Origin of the sequence: Candidatus Rubrimentiphilum sp. (assembly GCA_035710515.1) — a bacterium.
GTDB lineage: Bacteria > Vulcanimicrobiota > Vulcanimicrobiia > Vulcanimicrobiales > Vulcanimicrobiaceae > Rubrimentiphilum.
This window is the reverse complement of record DASTDE010000001.1, coordinates 412,146-431,248: the sequence shown is the minus strand read 5'-3', so window position 1 is coordinate 431,248 and position 19,103 is coordinate 412,146. Positions and strand designations below refer to the sequence as shown.

At 60.4% G+C, this 19,103-nt stretch carries 19 protein-coding genes; 11 read left to right on the top strand and 8 right to left on the bottom strand.

Annotated elements, in window-relative coordinates:
* Together VFO29_02145 and VFO29_02140 are read right to left on the bottom strand one after the other, a co-directional pair.
* A complete protein-coding gene (locus VFO29_02145; protein HET9392314.1) occupies positions 1 to 1,461 on the bottom strand; it encodes a hypothetical protein in 1,461 nt (486 codons plus the stop codon).
* An 81-nt stretch (positions 1,462 to 1,542) separates the two neighbouring features.
* The gene (locus VFO29_02140) at positions 1,543 to 2,139 is read right to left on the bottom strand and encodes a hypothetical protein (GenBank protein ID HET9392313.1); all 597 of its coding nucleotides are present in this window, start codon (positions 2,137 to 2,139) and stop codon (positions 1,543 to 1,545) included.
* 288 nt (positions 2,140 to 2,427) lie between these two features.
* Here VFO29_02140 and queD point away from each other — a divergent pair, with 288 nt between their 5' ends.
* The 9 genes from queD to VFO29_02095 are packed head-to-tail and all read left to right on the top strand — an operon-like array spanning position 2,428 to position 10,044.
* Positions 2,428 to 2,793 (top strand): 6-carboxytetrahydropterin synthase QueD, encoded by a 366-nt coding sequence (queD, locus tag VFO29_02135; protein HET9392312.1) that lies wholly within the window; start codon positions 2,428 to 2,430, stop codon positions 2,791 to 2,793.
* Positions 2,794 to 3,369 (top strand): 7-carboxy-7-deazaguanine synthase QueE, encoded by a 576-nt coding sequence (locus VFO29_02130; GenBank protein HET9392311.1) that lies wholly within the window; start codon positions 2,794 to 2,796, stop codon positions 3,367 to 3,369.
* The gene (gene mqnB / locus VFO29_02125; protein ID HET9392310.1) at positions 3,366 to 3,974 is read left to right on the top strand and encodes a futalosine hydrolase; all 609 of its coding nucleotides are present in this window, start codon (positions 3,366 to 3,368) and stop codon (positions 3,972 to 3,974) included. Before VFO29_02130 ends, mqnB begins: the two co-directional genes overlap by 4 nt.
* A complete protein-coding gene (locus tag VFO29_02120; GenBank protein ID HET9392309.1) occupies positions 3,967 to 4,803 on the top strand; it encodes a 1,4-dihydroxy-6-naphthoate synthase in 837 nt (278 codons plus the stop codon). Before mqnB ends, VFO29_02120 begins: the two co-directional genes overlap by 8 nt.
* Positions 4,796 to 6,001 (top strand): DUF1343 domain-containing protein, encoded by a 1,206-nt coding sequence (locus VFO29_02115; GenBank protein ID HET9392308.1) that lies wholly within the window; start codon positions 4,796 to 4,798, stop codon positions 5,999 to 6,001. The genes VFO29_02120 and VFO29_02115 overlap by 8 nt, the downstream gene beginning before the upstream one ends.
* 11 nt (positions 6,002 to 6,012) lie before the next feature.
* Positions 6,013 to 7,392 carry an FAD-linked oxidase C-terminal domain-containing protein gene (locus tag VFO29_02110; GenBank protein HET9392307.1) on the top strand — a complete coding sequence of 460 codons (1,380 nt, stop codon included), beginning with the start codon at positions 6,013 to 6,015 and terminating at the stop codon, positions 7,390 to 7,392.
* Entirely contained in the window at positions 7,389 to 8,591 is a 1,203-nt protein-coding gene (locus VFO29_02105; protein HET9392306.1) for an FAD-binding oxidoreductase, read from the top strand. The genes VFO29_02110 and VFO29_02105 overlap by 4 nt, the downstream gene beginning before the upstream one ends.
* The gene (locus tag VFO29_02100) at positions 8,591 to 9,436 is read left to right on the top strand and encodes a TIGR01777 family oxidoreductase (protein ID HET9392305.1); all 846 of its coding nucleotides are present in this window, start codon (positions 8,591 to 8,593) and stop codon (positions 9,434 to 9,436) included. Before VFO29_02105 ends, VFO29_02100 begins: the two co-directional genes overlap by 1 nt.
* A gap of 50 nt (positions 9,437 to 9,486) precedes the next feature.
* Positions 9,487 to 10,044 carry a hypothetical protein gene (locus VFO29_02095; protein ID HET9392304.1) on the top strand — a complete coding sequence of 186 codons (558 nt, stop codon included), beginning with the start codon at positions 9,487 to 9,489 and terminating at the stop codon, positions 10,042 to 10,044.
* Positions 10,045 to 10,170: 126 nt separating this feature from the next.
* Here the strand turns inward: VFO29_02095 and trxB are convergent, their stop codons facing one another.
* Entirely contained in the window at positions 10,171 to 11,109 is a 939-nt protein-coding gene (gene trxB / locus VFO29_02090) for a thioredoxin-disulfide reductase (protein ID HET9392303.1), read from the bottom strand.
* Positions 11,110 to 11,186: 77 nt separating this feature from the next.
* Here trxB and VFO29_02085 point away from each other — a divergent pair, with 77 nt between their 5' ends.
* Complete coding sequence (locus VFO29_02085) at positions 11,187 to 12,014, top strand: MBL fold metallo-hydrolase (protein ID HET9392302.1); 828 nt, start codon at positions 11,187 to 11,189, stop codon at positions 12,012 to 12,014.
* A gap of 1 nt (position 12,015) precedes the next feature.
* Positions 12,016 to 12,753, top strand: a complete 738-nt coding sequence (locus VFO29_02080) for a hypothetical protein (protein HET9392301.1) — start codon at positions 12,016 to 12,018, stop codon at positions 12,751 to 12,753.
* A gap of 473 nt (positions 12,754 to 13,226) precedes the next feature.
* Here the strand turns inward: VFO29_02080 and VFO29_02075 are convergent, their stop codons facing one another.
* The 5 genes from VFO29_02075 to VFO29_02055 are packed head-to-tail and all read right to left on the bottom strand — an operon-like array spanning position 13,227 to position 19,089.
* Positions 13,227 to 13,988: an ABC transporter permease gene (locus VFO29_02075; GenBank protein HET9392300.1), complete on the bottom strand. Its 762-nt coding sequence runs from the start codon at positions 13,986 to 13,988 to the stop codon at positions 13,227 to 13,229.
* Positions 13,985 to 14,746, bottom strand: coding sequence for an ABC transporter ATP-binding protein (locus VFO29_02070; GenBank protein ID HET9392299.1), 762 nt, complete (start codon positions 14,744 to 14,746; stop codon positions 13,985 to 13,987). The genes VFO29_02075 and VFO29_02070 overlap by 4 nt, the downstream gene beginning before the upstream one ends.
* The gene (locus tag VFO29_02065) at positions 14,743 to 15,492 is read right to left on the bottom strand and encodes a metallophosphoesterase family protein (protein ID HET9392298.1); all 750 of its coding nucleotides are present in this window, start codon (positions 15,490 to 15,492) and stop codon (positions 14,743 to 14,745) included. Before VFO29_02065 ends, VFO29_02070 begins: the two co-directional genes overlap by 4 nt.
* Positions 15,485 to 16,312: a hypothetical protein gene (locus VFO29_02060; protein ID HET9392297.1), complete on the bottom strand. Its 828-nt coding sequence runs from the start codon at positions 16,310 to 16,312 to the stop codon at positions 15,485 to 15,487. The genes VFO29_02065 and VFO29_02060 overlap by 8 nt, the downstream gene beginning before the upstream one ends.
* Complete coding sequence (locus VFO29_02055; protein HET9392296.1) at positions 16,309 to 19,089, bottom strand: bifunctional YncE family protein/alkaline phosphatase family protein; 2,781 nt, start codon at positions 19,087 to 19,089, stop codon at positions 16,309 to 16,311. The genes VFO29_02060 and VFO29_02055 overlap by 4 nt, the downstream gene beginning before the upstream one ends.
* Between the last annotated feature and the right edge of the window lie 14 nt (positions 19,090 to 19,103).

Sequence of the window (19,103 nt, the reverse complement as noted above, 5' to 3'; positions counted from 1 at the left end):
CTAATATCCGACAACGACCGACGCGACCGCAGCGCCGTCAATGCCGAAATGCGAATTCGGCGTCACGTCGCCCTCTATCGGTTTGTAGTTACAGGAAACATAGCCCGTCGTAGAAATCGACGTCTCCTGCAAGTACCGGATAGGGGCTCCATGAAGCCCTTCGATTGCATCGCCCGTTGCGCGCAATAGTGCGGCATCTGTAGCATGCCGGCAGTCATCTCGGCTGTAGTAGAATTGCAAGCCAGGATGCTTTCCCACTCGTGCAGCTAACCGCGTTATGTATTCCTGAAACTCGGAGACGCGTTTCTGAAGTTTTGCCGTGGTTGCCGCGCGCAGCACGACGGCCGGTTGCAACGGATCCGTTACAAGGCTCACGGACGTCCTGTAGTGAGAATTCCGCAATGCACCGTAAGCCCAATCCGGAGTCAGAATCGTCACGCGATCGGGAACGATTCCATCCGGCGGAGATACCGCATCCGCATGCGCCCGCTGACCGTCCGCGAGAAATGCCGGTCCCTGAGCAGTTCCATCCCACAACCCGTTGAAGTCTGGCTGCTCGTTCCACGGCTGCCCCGCGGGATTTGGCGGTAATCTTAGCCGCCACGCAACGTGGACTGAACGAACGACCGTCGCCCCTAATCCCCCATTGGCAAACCGAACGTCCGGGGAAGCATTCACGATATCTGCAAGCTGCTTCGCCGATGCATCAGCGCCCAGGTCGCACCTCGCGTCAAGAACATAGCCGCCCGGATCGACGACGCCCAGAGGCGTGCCCAGCGCAGTCCGCGCAGCTCGCGCCATAAGGCTCGCCCGGTCGCGCGCTACGCCGAGAGCGAGGCCGGTCAGCGTGGCGATTTTATCGTCGCAATTCCGGACAAATGCCGTTTTCGTTCTGACGTAGGAGTTTATAGGGCTCTGCCGGGCAATTCGCGCAATCTTCAACACCTGCGCAATGTTTAGCGGGCGAACACGGATGTATAACGCTCCCTCATCCGAACGCTCGGCTACCATGTCGTTACGAGAGATCCCCGCGTTCTCAAGAGCGAAGGCAGCCGGCAACGGATTGTTTGTTGGAATTTCAAGCAGGAGCGCGTCGGTTTTTACCCATGCAACTATTTCGCCGGAAGTGGAAACCCACGGAATGTCGGCCGGCACTCGAAACGTTGTTGCGATGGTCGGCGGAGAAAACGATCGCGGCTCCGCAATACTGTAGCCGATCAGAGTAGGTACCGACGCCGCGAGAGGCGCATGCGCTCCGTAGAGCGTCGCGCGCGCCGTACCTCCCATGCACGTTACGCGAGCTTGCGAAAAACCCAACCCTTGCGCGATGCGATTCGCGTTCTGCTGCGCGACTGCGCAATCAATCTTCAGAATCACCACGCCCGACGCATCCACCGGCAGCACTTGCGGGAATACGGGCATAGACGCCACCACGAGCAGCGCCAGGAGGAATTCGCGCATGACGCCCTAGCGTTTCGCCAGCTCTCGACGTGACCCCGCACTCCTAACTAAAGGAGCGCAAGCTCGCTGCCGACGATTGGATCATGCGCCGGCCATGACGACCGTAGTCCATTGAGTTCTGGTCGCGACCAGCCAGCGGCCTATAAGCAGCGCTGCACACAGGCCGGGTATCAACACCAGAGCGGGAGATGGGTGTTCTTGCTCGGCCAAGTACCATAGCGATACGATAGCCGACGCAGCAAGCGCCAGATGCAGGCTTATCGTAACCGGGTGCATTCCAATTGGGAAATATCCTTCGCGAACATAACGCAACGGCCCGGCGCAGATTGCGGCAAGCGCGAATGTGAGTATGATAAGGAAGTCGCCGTACGTCGAGATAAACCGCGGCAGGTCAGGTTCAACGAGCACCGTTGACGGCTGCGTTAAGCCGAGTGAGTTGTGGTAAGCATAAAGCTTATTCCAGTCTCGGCCATAAATGTCAATGCGTCGCTCGATCCGATAGCTAACTTGTAACGTTTTCGGGTTGACAAGCCGCGTAAGACTGATTCCAGTGATGCGTACCTTGCTTGCATATAACGGATGCCGAGCCATAAATTGTTGGGTAAACGCCCAGGAGTTCTTAAACTGCGCTCGAGCAGCAGTCAAATTGGGGTCGTAGCCAAGGACGTGAATGCTCAAACTCGAATTTTCCGAGTGAAAGAGATATTTTCTATTCACGCCCACGACAGCCACGAGAATAATCAGAGCGCTAGTTGCGATTATGATCGTCGCTCGTATCACCCGAACTGAACTTGGGGTCAATCCCGCTTGCACTCGAGGGCCTTGCTAGGCACCTTCGCTAACCCCTTTGATTCCGAATCTGCGGCCCTCGACAAGCTCGGGCGCCCTTCGACGGGGCGTTCGCCTTGCGAACGCTGCTCAGGATGACACGTGAGGGCGCATAGCCAAGCCCACGATTCCTGTATTATGCAAATCCGGAAGAGTTTTAGATTTGAGGCTGCGCACACGCTGCCGTTCCACTTGGGAAAATGCGCACGGCCGCACGGCCATTCGTACCGGCTTGAGGTAGCCGTGCGCGGGCCGCTGCAGACCGAGGGCGCAGCTCGCGGAATGATTGAGGATTTCGACGTGCTCGAGGCCATCGTCAACCGGCACGTCATCGACGCGCTCGACCATACGTCGCTCAACGACACGATCGAAAACCCAACGTGCGAGCATATCATCATGTGGATTTGGAAGCGCCTGCATCCCGTACTACCGGCGCTCGACGAACTCGTTCTATGGGAAACCGACACGGCGCGCGCCATCTTGCGCAAGAGCGACTTTTCATAAATGCTGCAACTCGCGGAGATCTTCTACAGCATTCAAGGCGAAGGCGAGTTCACCGGAACGCCCGCCGTTTTCGTACGCCTGGCGGGTTGCAATCTCTCATGCGATTTCTGCGATACGGATTATTCGCTCAAGTTCTTCGCGAGCGTCGACGAAGTCGTCGCGAAGGTGCGCGAGCTGGGCAAAGATTGTCCGATGGTCGTACTCACGGGCGGTGAACCGCTCGCGCAGCGCGAGGCAGCCAATCTAATCGAAGCGCTCCGGCGTGACGGACGCCGCGTGCACATAGAATCGAACGGAACGATAGCGACAGAACTTCCGGCCGACGTCTGGCTCTGCGTCTCCCCCAAGGAACGGGTTGATGCGCGCATGGCCAAACGCGCAAACGAGGTAAAGCTTATCGTAGACGGCGGCGTGCCGGAACAGTGGCTCGAACTTTTTGCCGACAAGCCGCGCGTGTTATTGCAGCCCGAAGGCAACAAGCCGAAAAATGTCGCGCTTGCGCTCGAATACGCGAAAGCGCACCCAGGCCGCTTCCGCCTCTCCCTCCAGACGCATAAGTTCATCGGTGTTCCGTGATCCTGGTAACCTGCGCGGTCAATAAAGAGCTGGCGTTCTTCGAGTCGCGGCCGCACGTCGAGATGCTGGTGACCGGCGTCGGACCGGTTGAAGCCGCCGCATCGGTCTCGCGCGCGCTCGCGCAAAGCCGCCCGGAGCTCGTCATCAACGCCGGCATTGCGGGCGCATTCAAGGACTGCGCGGAGATCGGCGAGGGTGTCGTCGTTTCGGACGACTCGCTCGCCTTGTGTTTGGAAACCGGCGCGCCAATCGGTTTGCCCGACGGCGCCAGTGTCGTCGATCGCGCGAGTTCGGATTTAGCGCTCGTCGATCGCCTCGTCGAACTCGGATTTCGCAGCGTGCGGGGCGTGACGGTCACGCAAGTAACCGCGATCGACGGAACGGCAGCTCGCCTTGCTTCGCAAGGCGTCGCCATCGAAACGATGGAGGGTTTTGCCGTGCTGCGCGCCGCTGAAATCGCAGGCGTGCCGGCCATCGAAGTTCGGGGTATATCCAATATTGCCGGCGATCGCAGCCGTAGCGGCTGGGATTTTGATGCCGGCGTGCTCGGGCTGCAGCGCGTTTTAAACGCGTTGCTTTCGCTGGTAGGAACGAAGGATGGATAACAAACCGCTTACACTTGCCTACTCGCCATGCCCGAACGATACCTACATCTTTGCCGCGCTGACGAATGGGCTCCTAAAAGACGTGCCCGAGGTTCGCGTGGCACTCGAAGATATCGAGAATCTCAACAATTCTGCGATGCAAGGCGACTACGAATTGACGAAGGTCAGCTACGGCGCTGTTCCCGATCTTTACGACAAGTATCGCGTACTGCGCGCCGGCGGCGCGCTCGGTCATGGCTGCGGCCCACTCTTGGTGGCGCGTCCCGGGACGGGCAAAACGCTGGAAGATTTCAAAGACAAGATCATCGCCATTCCGGGTGAACGCACGACCGCGTTCATGCTGCTGAACCTCGCGATGGGAGCTCGTCCGCAAACGCTCTCGATGCGTTTCGATAAGATCATCGAGTCGGTTGCCAGCGGCACGGCAGACGCGGGCCTCATCATTCACGAATCGCGCTTCACGTACAAAGAATCGGACCTGGTGAGCATCGCCGATTTGGGCGAATGGTGGGAGGCCGAAACGCAATTGCCGGTACCACTGGGCGCGATCTTGATACGCGAAGATCTCGCCGAGCGCGCGCCCGAGCTCAATGAGGCCATCCGGCGCAGTCTCGGCTACGCCCGCGAGAACGAAAAAGACGTCATGAAATACGTTCGCGAACACGCCGACGAGATGGACGAGACGATCATGCGCAAGCACATCGAACTCTATGTGAACGAATTCACCGACGAGGTCGGCGACGAAGGCATCGCGGCCGTCAGCGAGCTTTTTAAGCGCGCTCGAGCACAAAAAATAATCCCCGAGGCCGCCGAGGCCCGTTTTGTTTAAGGCGCTCGGCGGCGCACTGCTCGCCTCCGTTTTACTCGGCGCATCACTACCGCCCGCGCGCGTGACGCTCGGCGACGAAGTCTTCCTGCAATCGGCCTGGCATGACCTGAACGGCCGCTGCGTCGGCGTAGTCACGAATCAAACCGGCGTGACGTCGCGCCTAGTACACATCGTCGACGCGATTCGCGAGAATCCGGGCATTTGCATAAAAGCGCTCTACTCGCCGGAGCACGGCTTGCGCGGCGATCGGCCGGCCGGAGCGTACGTGGCGTCGTACACCGACTCGCGCACCGGCTTGCCGGTCTACAGTTTATACGGCCCGCAACGTCATCCGACCGCGGCGATGCTGGCGGGCGTTGACGTGCTGCTTTTCGACATCCAAGACGTCGGCGCGCGGCCGTACACCTACGTCTCCACGATGGCGTACGCCATGCAAGCTGCCAAACAATTCGGCAAAGAGATCTGGGTGCTCGACCGCCCGAATCCGATCGGCGGCGCGATGGTCGAGGGTCCGGTGCTCGATCCGAAATTCAAATCGTTTATCGGCCTCTATCCGATACCAATGCGCCACGGCATGACCGTCGGCGAACTTGCGCGCCTCTTCAACAATCAGTTCGGCATCGGCGCGAACTTGCGCGTCATTAAAATGGTCGGCTGGAAGCGTTCGATGGTGTGGCCGGACACCGGCCTGCAGTGGGTGCAAACCTCGCCGAATATTCCGGAGTGGAGCACGACCGTCGTCTATCCGTGCACGGGACTGCTTGACAGTATCGGATTGAACGGCGGGATCGGAACGACTAAGCCCTTCAAATATGTCGGCGGACAAAACGTCGACGCCTACGGCCTGGCGGACGAATTAAACGGGCGCAACATTCCCGGCGTGTACTTCCGGCCCGCGTATTGGACGCCGTTTTTCGGCGGCCTATCGGGCGACCAATTGTCAGGCGTCGAGCTCGACGTCTTCGATCCGAAAGCATTCCCGTCGGTGCGAACCGCAGTCGAGATTGCCACCGCTGTGCGCATGGTTTCACCGCGCACGTTGAAATTGTCCGAAAAAACCACGGCCACCGATTGGGGAACCGACACATTCGCGAACGCGCTGCAAGCCGGCCGTTCCGCACAGCAGATCGAGGCGCAATGGGCGCCCGCGGTACAGCGCTTTCTGGCCATCCGGCAGAAGTATTTGCTCTATCGTTGAAAGTCCAGCCGATGCTGCAGCAACGGCTGATTGAGGCCCTCGGCACGGATGCCGTCAAAACCGCGCCCGAAGATCTCGCCGTCTACGCCTTCGACGCATACTCGCAGGGCGTGATGCCGGCCGCTGTTGTACTGCCGGCTTCGACGCGAGAAGTCGCTGCGGCCGTGAAAATCGCCAACGATTGCGGCGAACCGGTTATTCCGCGCGGCGCCGGCACCGGTTTGTGCGGCGGCGCGATTCCCGCGCGCGGTGGCGTCATCTTCAGCTTTGCGCGAATGAATCGCGTCCTTGAAGTGGACGCGCGTAATCGCCGCGCCCGCGTGCAGCCGGGTCTCATCAACCTTGACCTTTCAAAACATGTTGCGAAGGCCGGCATGTTCTACGCGCCCGATCCGTCCTCGCAAAAAGTCTCAACGATCGGCGGCAACATCGGCACGAACGCCGGCGGTCCGCACTGTCTTTCGTACGGCACAACCGTAAATCACGTCCTCGAGCTCGAGATTGTCGACGAAAACGGCGATGTGATTCTCACGTCGCTGGATGACATCGGCTACGACCTCACCGGCGTGCTGGTCGGCAGCGAAGGTACGCTCGGCATCGTGACGTCCGCCTGGGTGCGTTTGCTGCGCCAGCCGGAAACCGTCCGTGTGTGGCTCGCCGCCTTCGACGACGTCCACGCCGCCTCGGCCGCCGTCACGGGAATCATCGGAGCCGGCATTATTCCGACTGCGCTCGAGATGATGGATCAAGTCATGCTGCCCGCGATCGAAGCTGCCTTTCACGCCGGCTATCCCACGGACGCGGCCGCGGTTCTGTTAATTGAAAGCGCCGGCTTCGAAGACGAGATGAACTTACACGAGAGTGAGATTAGCCGCGTCGTGAAGGAGCATCACGCAACCACGTGGCGCGCCGCAAAATCCGAAGCCGAGCGAGACGCGCTTTGGGCCGGGCGCAAGGGCGCGTTGGGCGCAACCGGGCGCATTGCGCCGAACTACTACATTCAAGACGTCGTCGTGCCGCGCACCAAACTGCCGCAGGCGCTGCAAGCGGTCGCGGATGCCTGCGAACCGCAAGGGATTATCGCCGGCAACGTCTTCCACGCCGGCGACGGCAACCTGCATCCGCTCCTGATGTACGATCGTGGCGATCCCAAGCAAGTCGCGGCGGTAATCGAGGCGGGCAATCAGATATTGGGAGCGGCGGTCGACCTCGGCGGCACCATTAGTGGCGAGCACGGCATCGGCTACGAGAAACGCGATACGCTGCGGCGCATCTTCTCCACCGACGATCTCGCGACAATGTCGCGCGTGCGCGAAGTCTTCGATCCCAAGCGGCGGCTCAATCCTGAGAAGATCTTCCCGGCCGGTATCGGCTGCGCGGAGGTCCAATGATCGTCAAATCGATTGACGCCTTGCGCGAAACGCTCGAGCGTTGCGATCGCGAGGGATTGAAAGTTCTGATCGAGGGCGGCAAGACGCTGGCAGGAATGGGACCTGCCTTGCCGCGCGCGGACGTCTCTATCGCTACCACCGGACTCAACAAAATGCTTGCGCACGAATCCGCCGACCTTACCTGTTCGGCGCAAAGCGGAATGCGCGTCGCGCATCTCAACGAGGCGCTAGCCAAGCACGGTCAGTTTGTTCCGATCGACGTTCCGCTGCGTAAGAAAGCGACCATTGGCGGATCGCTCGCCGCAGGCTGGCCCGGGCCGCGCCGCCATTTCTATGGACGCGCGCGTGACTTCGTAATCGGTTCGCAAGTCTGCCTCGCGGACGGCACGCTGGCATCCGCAGGCGGCATGGTCGTGAAAAACGTCAGCGGCTACAACATGGACAAACTCTACATCGGTTCGTTCGGAACACTTGCGGTCTTCACGCACCTGAATTTTAAGACGCTTCCCATTCCAAAGAAGCGGCGCGCTCTCATCGCCCCGCTGCCTGAAGCCACGCGCCCGCGCGCGATTGCCCAGATCGCGTCGATGGCCGTTGTACCTGCCGCAGCGTTCTGTGTGGAAGGCTTCGGAAAAAACGTCGATGGGTCCGACGACATCGACGGTCGCGTCCTTCTGTACTTCGAAGGAACCGAAGAGCTGCTGGAGCGCGCCACGCTCGACGCGCGTTCGGCGCTCGGAAAAGCCGGCGTGCCCGAAACCACGATCATCGATACCGGCGCGTCTGAGAGTTTCGACCGTACACTGGACGCATGCATCGCCAATAAACGCGGACGCTCCATCACCTACCGGCTCTTCGGTTTGCCCGGCACGGTTGAGGAGCGCGCCGTCAGACTGCGCGACGCATGCAACCGCCACGAGCTCTTCACCGACGTGTTGTTCGACGTGATGAACGGCGACGTGTTCGTGCGAGCGAGCGAGCGCGACGCGACCCGCTTCAGCGAAAAGATTGCTACGTGCCATGCCGAGCTGCGCGAACTCGAGCCGCGCTGCGCCATCGTGGCCGGCGACTCGGCGGCGCGTGCTTCGTTCGAACCGTGGGGCGCCGTCCCGCCGGGTATCGAAAAAATGCGCGCGTTGAAGGCGCGCTTCGACCCTCATGGAACGCTTAATCCCGGGAGATTTATAGGCGGTATTTGATGCGCATCGCCGTCTTCGGCGCTAGCGGCTTCATCGGCAGCCACTTGGTGGCCGCCTTACGAGCGCGCGGCGACGACGTGCGGGCGGCATCAATGCGCGAGCCGCATGCCGCCGCGGCGGCGGCGGGCGGGATGGACGCGATCGTCAACCTGGCGGGTGAACCGATCGCACAGCGCTGGAATTCCGACGTCAAACGCAAGATCCGCGAGAGCCGCACCACGCTTCCTTCGAAATTCTTCGATGCGCTCGAGCACGTCGAACCAAAGCCCCAAGCCTACATTTCGGCCTCCGCCATCGGCTATTACGGAACGAGCGAGGACGGTACGTTCACCGAAAGCAGCCCGTGCGGCATGGATTTTCTGGCGCAGGTCTGCGAAGAGTGGGAGAGTGTGGCGAAACGCGGTCGGGATTACGGAATGCGCGTGGCCTGCGTTCGCAACGGCCTGGCGCTCGGGCGCGACGGCGGTGTGTTCGCGAAGATTCTGCCGATCTTCAAGAGCGGGACCGGCGGGCGCTTGGGAAGCGGCAACCAATGGTACTCGTGGATTCATATCGACGATCTCGTCGGTATCTATCTGCTTGCCATCGACAAACTCGACGGCGCGGCCAACGGAACCGCACCCAATCCCGTGCGCAATAAGGACTTCACCGAGGCTCTCGGAAGTGGGCTGCACCGTCCGGCCGCTCTGCCGGTGCCGAATTTTGCGTTGAAAATGATGCTGGGGGAAGGTGCCGAGGTAGCGCTTCAGGGCCAGCGCGTGCTTCCCGAACGCGCGCAGGCAGAAGGCTTTACTTTCAAGTATCCGACACTCGAATCAGCGCTTAAGGAATTATTGTCATCCTGAGGTATCGAAGGACCCCGAGGTAACGAGGGGACGCACTAAGAGGAAATCGCATGAAATACGTACTCGCGGCCGCAATCGTTCTTGTAGTAGCGCTCCTGGCGTTTCACCTCGCCGGCGCCTCGCCGGCAAAAACGCAGATGATAACTTATAAAGCCGCCGGCATGAAGGCCTCAGGCAAAGCCGTTAATGGTTATTGCTGGACCGGGTCAATCGCGTCGTCGAGCGCGAACGCGTATCGCTGCATGGTCGGCAACAACATCATGGATCCGTGTTTCTTTGTCTCGAACAAAGTCGTGAACTGTCCGCAAGATCTTGCGGCCAATACCGGCACGGTCATTAACCTGACCAAACCCTTACCCATGAACAAAGGGTGGAAGGGCAACAAGCCGTGGCGCTATCAGGTCGCGGGCGGCAGCGGAATCATGTGCAGCGCCGGTACCGGAACGGTCATCGCGAATTACCCGTACTACTGCGACGGCAACATCGTGTGCTCGGCACCGCAGCCTTCAAAATTGCCGGGAGCCTACGTCGTGCAGTGCGGTACGCCGACCGGCCCAATGAGCGTCAAGAACAAGCGCACGTTTTTTGTCATGACAGCCTGGAACTAACCAACTGTCATCGTGAGGCAACGTGTCATCCTGAGGCAACGTGTCATCGTGAGGCAACGTGTCATCCTGAGGTATCGAAGGACCGCGAGCGTAAGCGAGCGGCCCTGAGGCGCAGCCGAAGGGCTCTTAGGCGATCGCTTCTTCTATCGGAAACTCGAGCGCTTCCAGGTATTTCTCGGCGTCCATGGCCGCGCGGCATCCGGCACCCGCCGCGGTGACGGCCTGTTTGTAGCGGATATCGTTGACATCGCCCGCTACAAAGACGCCTTCGACGTTAGTTGATACGCCGTCGGCCGCGACGATGTAGCCCATTTTGTCGAGATCGAGCTGACCCTTGAAAATCTCGGTATTCGGATCGTGTCCGATCGCGATGAACAGCGCGTCCGCCTCGAGTTCGGTGCGCGTTCCGTCCACTAGGTTCTTCAGTTTCAGCGCACGTAATTTTTCGTCGCCAATCGCTTCCTCTACCGCCGTGTTCCAAATGAACGAAATCTTATCGTGCCCGAAAGCGCGATCGGCCATGATTTTGCTCGCACGCAGCGTGTCGCGCCGATGGATGACGGTGACTTTGTAACCGAAGCGCGTTAGGAACAGCGCTTCTTCCATCGCCGAGTCGCCGCCGCCGACCACAACGATATGCTTCTCGCGAAAGAAAGCGCCGTCACACGTGGCGCATGTGGATATCCCGCGCCCGCGCAGTTTTTCTTCGCCCGGAATGTTCAGCCAGCGCGCGTTCGCGCCGGTCGCGACGATAACGCTCTTGGCTTTGAATTCGGCCTCCGCGGTGCGCACGATGAGCGGACGCGACTGAAAATCGACCGAAATCACGTCGACGTTTTCGATCCGCGCGCCAAAGCGTTCGGCCTGTTCGCGGAACTTGATCATCAAGTCCGGACCCATGATGCCGTCGGGGAAGCCTGGATAATTCTCGACGTCGGTCGTCAGCATCAGCTGGCCGCCGTACATGCCGCCCGCGAGCACCAGCGGGCGCAGATTCGCGCGCGCCGCGTAAATGGCGGCCGTGAGCCCGGCCGGGCCCGATCCGATGATGATGACGCGTTCCATGCCGCTCGTTTCGACCGCCCGCTTGTGGCCTCCGGTTGCGACGGGCGCCGGGCCCCGGCGCGCAGAAGCCGATTTCCATGCCGCTCGAGGACGAATTCTGCGACGTCCTGACCAAGGCGATGCGCGGAACGCGAGCCAGCGCCTCCGGATTGGCCCGCGCGACGGGCTTGCAGGCCGCCGAGATTGACGCATGGCGCCGCGGGCAGGGCGTGCCCACCGACGAGCAAGCCCGCGCGCTGGCGGCACCTTTAAAGCTCGATCCCGGAAAGCTGGCCGACGCGGCGGCGGTGCGCTGGCACCCCGATCCCATCATGCTGCCGGACGTGCGTCACCATCCGCAGCACCCGCATCCCAGCAATGGCTACGTCTTCTTTTTGGACGGCGGAAAGCGCGCTGCGCTGGTCGACCCGGCCGGCTTGCCGGCAAACCTGCTCCGCATTCTGCGCGACGGCGCGTACCATTTGGAATACATTTTCGTCACGCACAAGCACGCGGATCATTGCGACGCGACCGCCGACGTCGCCGCAAGTTTTCCGCGCGCAAAAATCGTCATGCACAAAGCGGACGTCCACGCGATCGGCTCGCTCGCGAGCACGGCGCTGTTAGTGAAGGACGGCGAGGAGTTGCCCTTCGGCGACGTGCGTATTCGGCTACTCCACACGCCGGGCCATACCGACGGCTCGTCGTCGTATCTCTTCAAATCGACGCTCTTCACGGGAGACACACTTTTTGCGGGTAGCGTCGGCGGCGCGTACGGCGACGCTTCGACCTACGAGGACATCCTCAACAGCGTGCGCTCGAAGATCTTTACGCTACCGGATGACACCGTCCTCATGCCGGGACACGGGCCGCCGAGCAAAGTGCAATGGGAGAAAGCGCACAACCCGTTTTTCGAAAATACCTAGAATGCGTACTACGGCTCTATTGTTGATCGTACTGTCATTGTCTAGTGGTCACGCGAGAGGCGCGGCAGTAGCGAGCGAGCCATTAGCGCATCTGGTTCTTTCTTTCTCGTGTTCATTTCCAGCGAACACTACCGTCAAGCTGAACGTCTCGGGGCATCAGGTTGACGGCCCTGGGGTTTTTTCTGTTTCCGTAAGCGGCTCATCCGCAGCTATTGCCAAGCGCAAGTTTCATTTCGATATTCCCAACGGTGCATATCATTACGGGGTTAGCATCTCCGATATGCGACGCGCCACCTGTGGGTGGAATTCCTACGTGGTTCTTTTGCCGGGTCTCCAACGACAACTCCATGACGACCTCCAAATGGTGATTGGCGACCCGCTCACACCCATGCTCGTCGCCGGGTTTAAACCAAAAGGCTTTGCTGTCACATTTTTCCGCGTTGTAGGCTCACTGAACTGCGGCGCTGCTGTTGACCTCCAAAAGGTTGAAGCGACGACAACTACCGTCGAAGATGATGGGACAGCATACTACGCTAGCAATTACGAGTACGAAAACCCTAATCCGCCAAATCTGTTAAAGGTGGTTTGGCCTTCGGGTGCCGCACGTTTCGTCCAAGTTACGTTGCGGGTTCCGGAGGAAACGCTTTCCGGAGACCCGACCTACTTGCGTCTGGACCTCACGCCTCAGGTTCTCGCTAAGTTACTGCTAGCCGCACCTGATAGCCTAAACTGTATCTGAGCGATTCAGCTCAGCGTGAGGCGTGTGCGACGGCTCGGTTATTCGCCCGAATCGTAACCTTCGTGTGAGGCGGAGCCTTTCGATCCGAGCGGACGAGGTCGAATTGCAGGCGTGCCGATCCATGGCTGTCAAGCACTAACGTTTTTCTAAACGGTGCGCATAGGGTTGGCGTACAAAAAGCAGCGATCCAGCCTTTCGAAACGCCATCGGCTCGCAAGTCAACTCGCTCGTTAGGAACGCCATGGACGCTCATAGACCATGACGCAACATAATTGCCGATCGGGGCGGAAGGCAACGCGGGGCCATGCCAGGCTGAGAGCAAGACGGTAATAAGCGCAAATAGCATTTAGTGGTTTCCCTTCGCTTCGCTCAGGGCCGCTCGCTGCGGCTCGCGCCCCTTCGACCCGGGCTCAGGACTCGATACCTCACGATGACAATCATATTCACGATGACAATCATATTCACGATGACAACTATGTTCGTAGTTTGTACCCAACAAGTGCCATCCGTAATGCAATCGATAGCGCAAGAACTGCCAGGCCCGTTATAACCGTGAGGGAGAGCCACAGCGGCAAGTAGCCCGCATTCGTATAGCTGTAACGGAACGCATCGATCGCGTAAAACATCGGATTGAAGTATTCGAAGCGCAAGATGCTCGGCGGCAAGAACTGCGCCGGCGTGAACGCGCTTCCCACAAAGACGAGCGGCGTAATCGCAAACGTCGTTAGCACGGCCAGATGGTCGAACTTCTCGGCCATGAGTCCGAAGATCACTCCGAGCGCCGAGAACAACAACCCTACGTCGATAATCACGCCGAAATACAGCGGCCAGTCATGCGGCAGCGTGTGCACTAACGCAAACCCGAGCCCCATAATGAGGCACGCGATCAACAACGCGCGCACGATGCTGCCCAAGATATAGCCGAAGACGATCTCATACGCCGACATCGGCGCGATGAGCATCTCCTGGATCCAATTCATGAATCGCGCTTGGAAGACCGAACTGCTGCACTCGCCGTAAGACGAGTCGATGACTTGCAGCATGATGAGCCCCGGAATAAGGAAGACCGAATACGACATGCCATGCGGCGCCTTCACGCGGCTGCCCAGCGCCACGCCGAACACGAAAACGTAGAGCGCCGTGGTGATCATCGGCGGCCAAATTACCTGATTGATGATCTTGAGGCTGCGCACCATCTCGCGCTTCATCAGCGTGAACATCCCGACGGTGTTCATAGCACGGGCTCCGTCGAGCCGGATCGTGTCAGATCCAGGAAAACCTCTTGCAAGCCCTTGCCCTTACGGGCGAGCAGCTCGTGCGTCGGCTCCAGCGCAACCAGTTTTCCTGCGCGAATGATCCCGACGTCGCGGCAGAGCGCTTCGGCCTCCTCCAAGTAATGCGTCGTCAGGAAAACCGTCATGCCCTCGCCGTTGAGCTTGCGCAAGAGGTCCCAGAGCTCCAAACGCAACTCGACGTCGACGCCCGCGGTAGGTTCGTCTAAAATCAGCAGCCGCGGCGAATTGATCAGCGCTCGCGCCAGCGTCAGGCGTCGCTTCTGACCGCCCGAGAGCTTCATGTAATCCAGTTTCGCCTTGGAAGCGAGGCCGAACCGATCGAGCAGCTCGTCCGCACGCTCCGTAACCTCTCGCGCGCGAATGCCGAAATACCCCGCTTGGTATATCAAAATATCGCGAATCGAGAGATAGCGATCGAAGTTGTATTCCTGCGGAGCAAGGCCGATACAGCGCCGCGCTTCGCGCCACTGCGTGGCGTTGTCGTAGCCGAAGACGCGAATCGAGCCGGCGTTCAGCCGCGCCAATCCGACGATTGCGTTGATCGTCGTCGTCTTGCCGGCGCCGTTCGGGCCCAAGAATCCAAAGAAATCGCCGGCGCGCACCTGCAGCGACACGCCGTCGACGGCGGTGAAGTCCCCATAGCGCTTGACGATGCCCGAAATCTCGAGCGCGAATTCTTGGTTAGGCGCGCCGTTCAAGGAATCAGCGATTTTAACCGTTTGTAACGGTGGCGGCGCAAAGTCGAGATTAAATCCGAACTCCCGGGAATGCCGCAGTCAGCCAGCGCCGTCGCGACTTTCTTCACATCAAACGCGGCGCGACGGTGCCGCACTTCCCAGCCTCCGGTGCGTTCGGTGAGAATGGCGTAACCCGCGCGCGGATCGCCGTCTTTCGGCAAACCCGCGGACGAAACGTTTACGAGCGTCTTGCCGCGCCACGCCCGCACGTACGGAATGTGCAGATGGCCGAACGCAATGGTTCCCGCGCCTTCCTTGCCGATGAGCCGTTTAAGAACGTCATCCTCGGCGCCGGGCCAGAGATGTTCGTCGTCGTTGGTCGGATTCGCGTGCACGACCAGCAGTTGGTTGTGTTTCTCTCCAAAGCGAAGCGAAAACGGCAACTCGCGCAGCCATGAGACCCATTTTTCGCCGATCTCTTTGCGCTGCCACTCGACTTGCTTGCGATCCGCCGGGTCGGCGCCGTGCATGTCTTCTTCCGTTTGCGCGCCGATGTAACGATCGGTGTTACCGCGCACGCACTGCGCACCGATCTCTTGGAGCCGCTGCAACACCTTCTTCGGCTTCGGGCCGTCCATGCACAAATCGCCCGCGGCTACATGAATGTCGGCGCCGCCCTGCGCTTGCAGATCGGCCAAGCATGCATCGAGCCCCGCGAGGTTCCCGTGGATGTCCGAAAAGATCGCGATCCGCAGTTGCTTAGACACGTTTGAGATCGACCGCCAGCGTTGAGGGAGTGAGTCCGATGCGTTCGAAATCGTAGACATCGATCGCTTCGACGCGCGTGCCCGAGTCGCGCAGCGCGTTGATAACGCGCGGAAAACGAACGTCGGCAATCACATGGTGCGGGCCAACATTGAGTACGCCGGCGCCCAGCTCGTCGCCGCGCTCGACCGCGATCGTCTTGAAGCCGGCGAAAGCGGCGCGGTCGAGACGCTCCGGCGCGATCACGAGTGCGTCGTCCGAAAGAACGCCGCAGACCGAGCGCAGCGATGGGACGTTTGCAGCCAACCGTACCTCGACAGCCGCAAAGCCGTGCGCTTTGGCGATGCGCGCGAAGCCCTCGCGTCCGAGCGCATTGCTGCGAGCGCTGACGCCGATGAATGCCGTCGTGCCCACCAGCACAACGTCGCTGCCGTCGAGCAGACCCGGCGCCGAAATGTGCGCGGCAATCGGAACATCGTGCTTTTCGAACTCTTTTTCGAGCCAGGCCACGTCGGAACGGCGACCCGGCGATGACGGGCGCAACATTGCGGCGCCGCTCTCGAAGACGATGGCCGCATCCACGACCGCGCTCGCGAACGGGTCGGCGGAATGACTCTGCAGTTCGATCACATCGCAGCCGATGAAGCGCAACGTCTTCGCCAGAACACGCAACTCGGCGCACGCGCGCGAATGAATCGCACTCGGTTCGCCTTGAATGGGGGCGGCGTTTTCGATCGCCGGCGGCGGCATCACGATCACCGCGCGCCGCAGCATGCCGGCGGGGCTGGAGATCAAGTGCGGGCCAAAATGTACGGCGCTCATTTCACGACTCGCAAGGCGGCCGCGTAGAGTGCTTGCTGCGCGGCTTCATAGTATTTGGGAGACAGCATCGCTCGCCGCAAGGCCAAGTTGTCGGCTTGGCGTGAGAGATCGATGAGCCGTGCAGAGCGCTGCACGTCCGCATCCGGCCCGCTCTGATCGGTGTATGCCAGCAGCGCGGCGATGCGCCGCCCTTCCACGCTGGCAGTCTGCGTAGGCACTGGAATGGCATTGTACGGCGCCGCGTCGGCTGCACTTGTCGTAAAGAAATCCGCCATGTCCGTGGCCAGTAGGTCCCCCAGCGAGAGCGCCGGCAAACCGAGCAACTCTTCTTCCGTCTTCAAGATGCTGACGGTTGATAGGTGCGCCGAGCCGGTGAAATGTCGGCGCGCGAACGGAGAAACGACGATCGTGTACGTACGATGCTCGCTGACGTGGTCGCGCGAACTCTGCGCGTCGTCCGGCGTAATAAAGATCGCGGTCGAATCCCATTCGGGCTGATGGCTCAAGAACTCGACGATCGCGCCCAGCGCGCGGTCACCGTCAGCCACCTCTTCGGGCAGCGGCGGGATGTCGGGACCTGCTCCGCCGTGGTTGGCCGGCAGCCATATGTAGGTGAAGTCGGGCATCGGGTGATTGCGAAAATCGCTGATATATTCGTTGGCGCGACGGACGTCGCGAATTCGAAGATTCCAGCCGGGATAGTTGAGATCGATATGATCGCGCAAAACTGCGGGCGCGACGACGTTCAGCGAGTACAATCCGCCGAGGCCGCTGGTGGGCGCCGTTTGATCGTTCACGTCGCGAAAGTTGGGATCGTCGGCGCGCGGGTCGGATGCGTTGCCTTCGTCGTAGCCTGAGAGACGAACCAGGTCGCCGTAGTCGCGATAGGTCAAGCCGGCGCGCGCGGCATTGTTGAAAATGTAGCCGGCACGCGGATAGTCTTCGGCGTCTTCATTCTTGTTGACCATCGGATACCGCCCGCCTTTGACGAGCAGCGTCTTTTCGGAGTACGCCGTGGCAATACCGGCGGCGGCGAATTGATGACCCGCATCGGATTCGTCGGAGTCGGCGTACATGTTCACGGCCAAACCGAATTCGCGTGCGAGCGCGTGCAGATTCGGCGTGATGTCCTGACCGAACGATACGAGCGACGGATCGCCCTTGCCGTACGGCTGACCTTGCGCGTCAGTCAGATCGCCGAGCATCGAATCGTACGTTTTGTTCTCTTGCAGAATGAAGACCACGTGCTTGATGTACGTGCTGCGTGTCAGGGAGCGCAGCGGCGGCACCATCTCGTTGGCGGGCGCGCGCATCGGCACGCGGGTGTATTTCAGCGTCGAAAGCGTCGTGGCTTTCAGCGGCAGCTTGAGCAGATCGATCTTCTGCAGCGTGGCCCAGATGACGTTGCTGTCCTCGCCAACCTGGAAGACGTGTCCGTTCGCGCCGGTTCGTGAAGGCATCGAACCCTCGAATCCCGGTTCTTGGCCAAATCCTTTGGCATTCGTAACAAACAGGTAGCGCCCGTCGCGCGAGATTGCAAGCGCCGTGGGATACCAGCCGGTTTGAATCAATCCGAGGCGGTGTAACTGCGCGGGCTTACGAGCATCCAGCACCGCGATCGCGTTGACTCCCGCCAAAGCGACGTACGCGCGTTTTCCATCCGGGCTCAGCACGATAGCGTTGGGCTGCATCCCATACGGCGACTTGTCGAAGAGGCGCAGATCGACGCCGCCCACGGCATGCGGAGTGCCCAACAGATCCACTATCGACAGGCGGTCGACATTCGTCATGCAGATGTACGCGTACCGGCCGTTCTTGGAGATCGCAATTGCGCTGGGCCCGGCGCCGCCGATGTTTTGCACGCCATCGGGCGTTGCGTCCAGGCTCAGCGAAGGCGTGGCCGGCGGAGCGAGATCACCTGACGGCATGAAGCTGAGGATGCTCAGCGACGATGCATTTTCCGGCGACGACGCGACGGCTGCAAACTCCGGATAGCGCACCGGCTGCGGCAGATTTTGATAGAGCGCCAAGCCAGGATTCGTCACGTAAAGCCGGCGGCCGGCGATGGCCGCAGCATACGGAAAGTATCCGACTGAAGTGTTATGCAAGAGCGAGCGGGTCACAAGATCGACGGCCGACACCGCGTTACCGAGATTATTAACGACGTACGCTTTGCGCTGGTCGGCTGACAACGCAATCCAGCCCGGAAACGCATGATTCGCGTTAGCGTTCAGCGGATGCGACGGCAGCGGTACGGGCGGCATCGTCTGCAGCGGCGGCGGCTCTTGCTTCAGCTTTCCGGACGCGTCCAGCTGAAAGAAATAGATAACGTCGCTGCCGCCGCCGGCTGCGATCACGAGCGTCTGTCCGGCGTGCGCCGGATCGCGCACCGCCGCCACGCCGATAAAAAATTTGGCATTGTTGGCGGTAAAGTTATCGGTGACACGCATCGTCGCGGTGTTGACCACGGTTAACGAGTAGCCGCCGTGCACCGGCGAGTAGCGGCTCGTCGCAACGCCCTCGCGTTCGTCGTCGTTGCTAACGATCGCGTATTTTCCGTCAGGAGACAGCGCAACGCCCAGCGCATTCATGCCGACCACGACGCTCTTTCCGAACGGCGAAACGGTCCGGCCGTTCGGCAGAATCACATTGTATGGGTTATTCGAATTCGGCGCGCCGGCGATGCGATTGCCGGCGGGCGAGGAGTATACGGTGAGTGCGGGCGCCGCGCCGACCAGGGTGAGGGTCAGCGCCAAGGCTAGGAGTCGCAGGGGCACCTGACTTGGGTTAC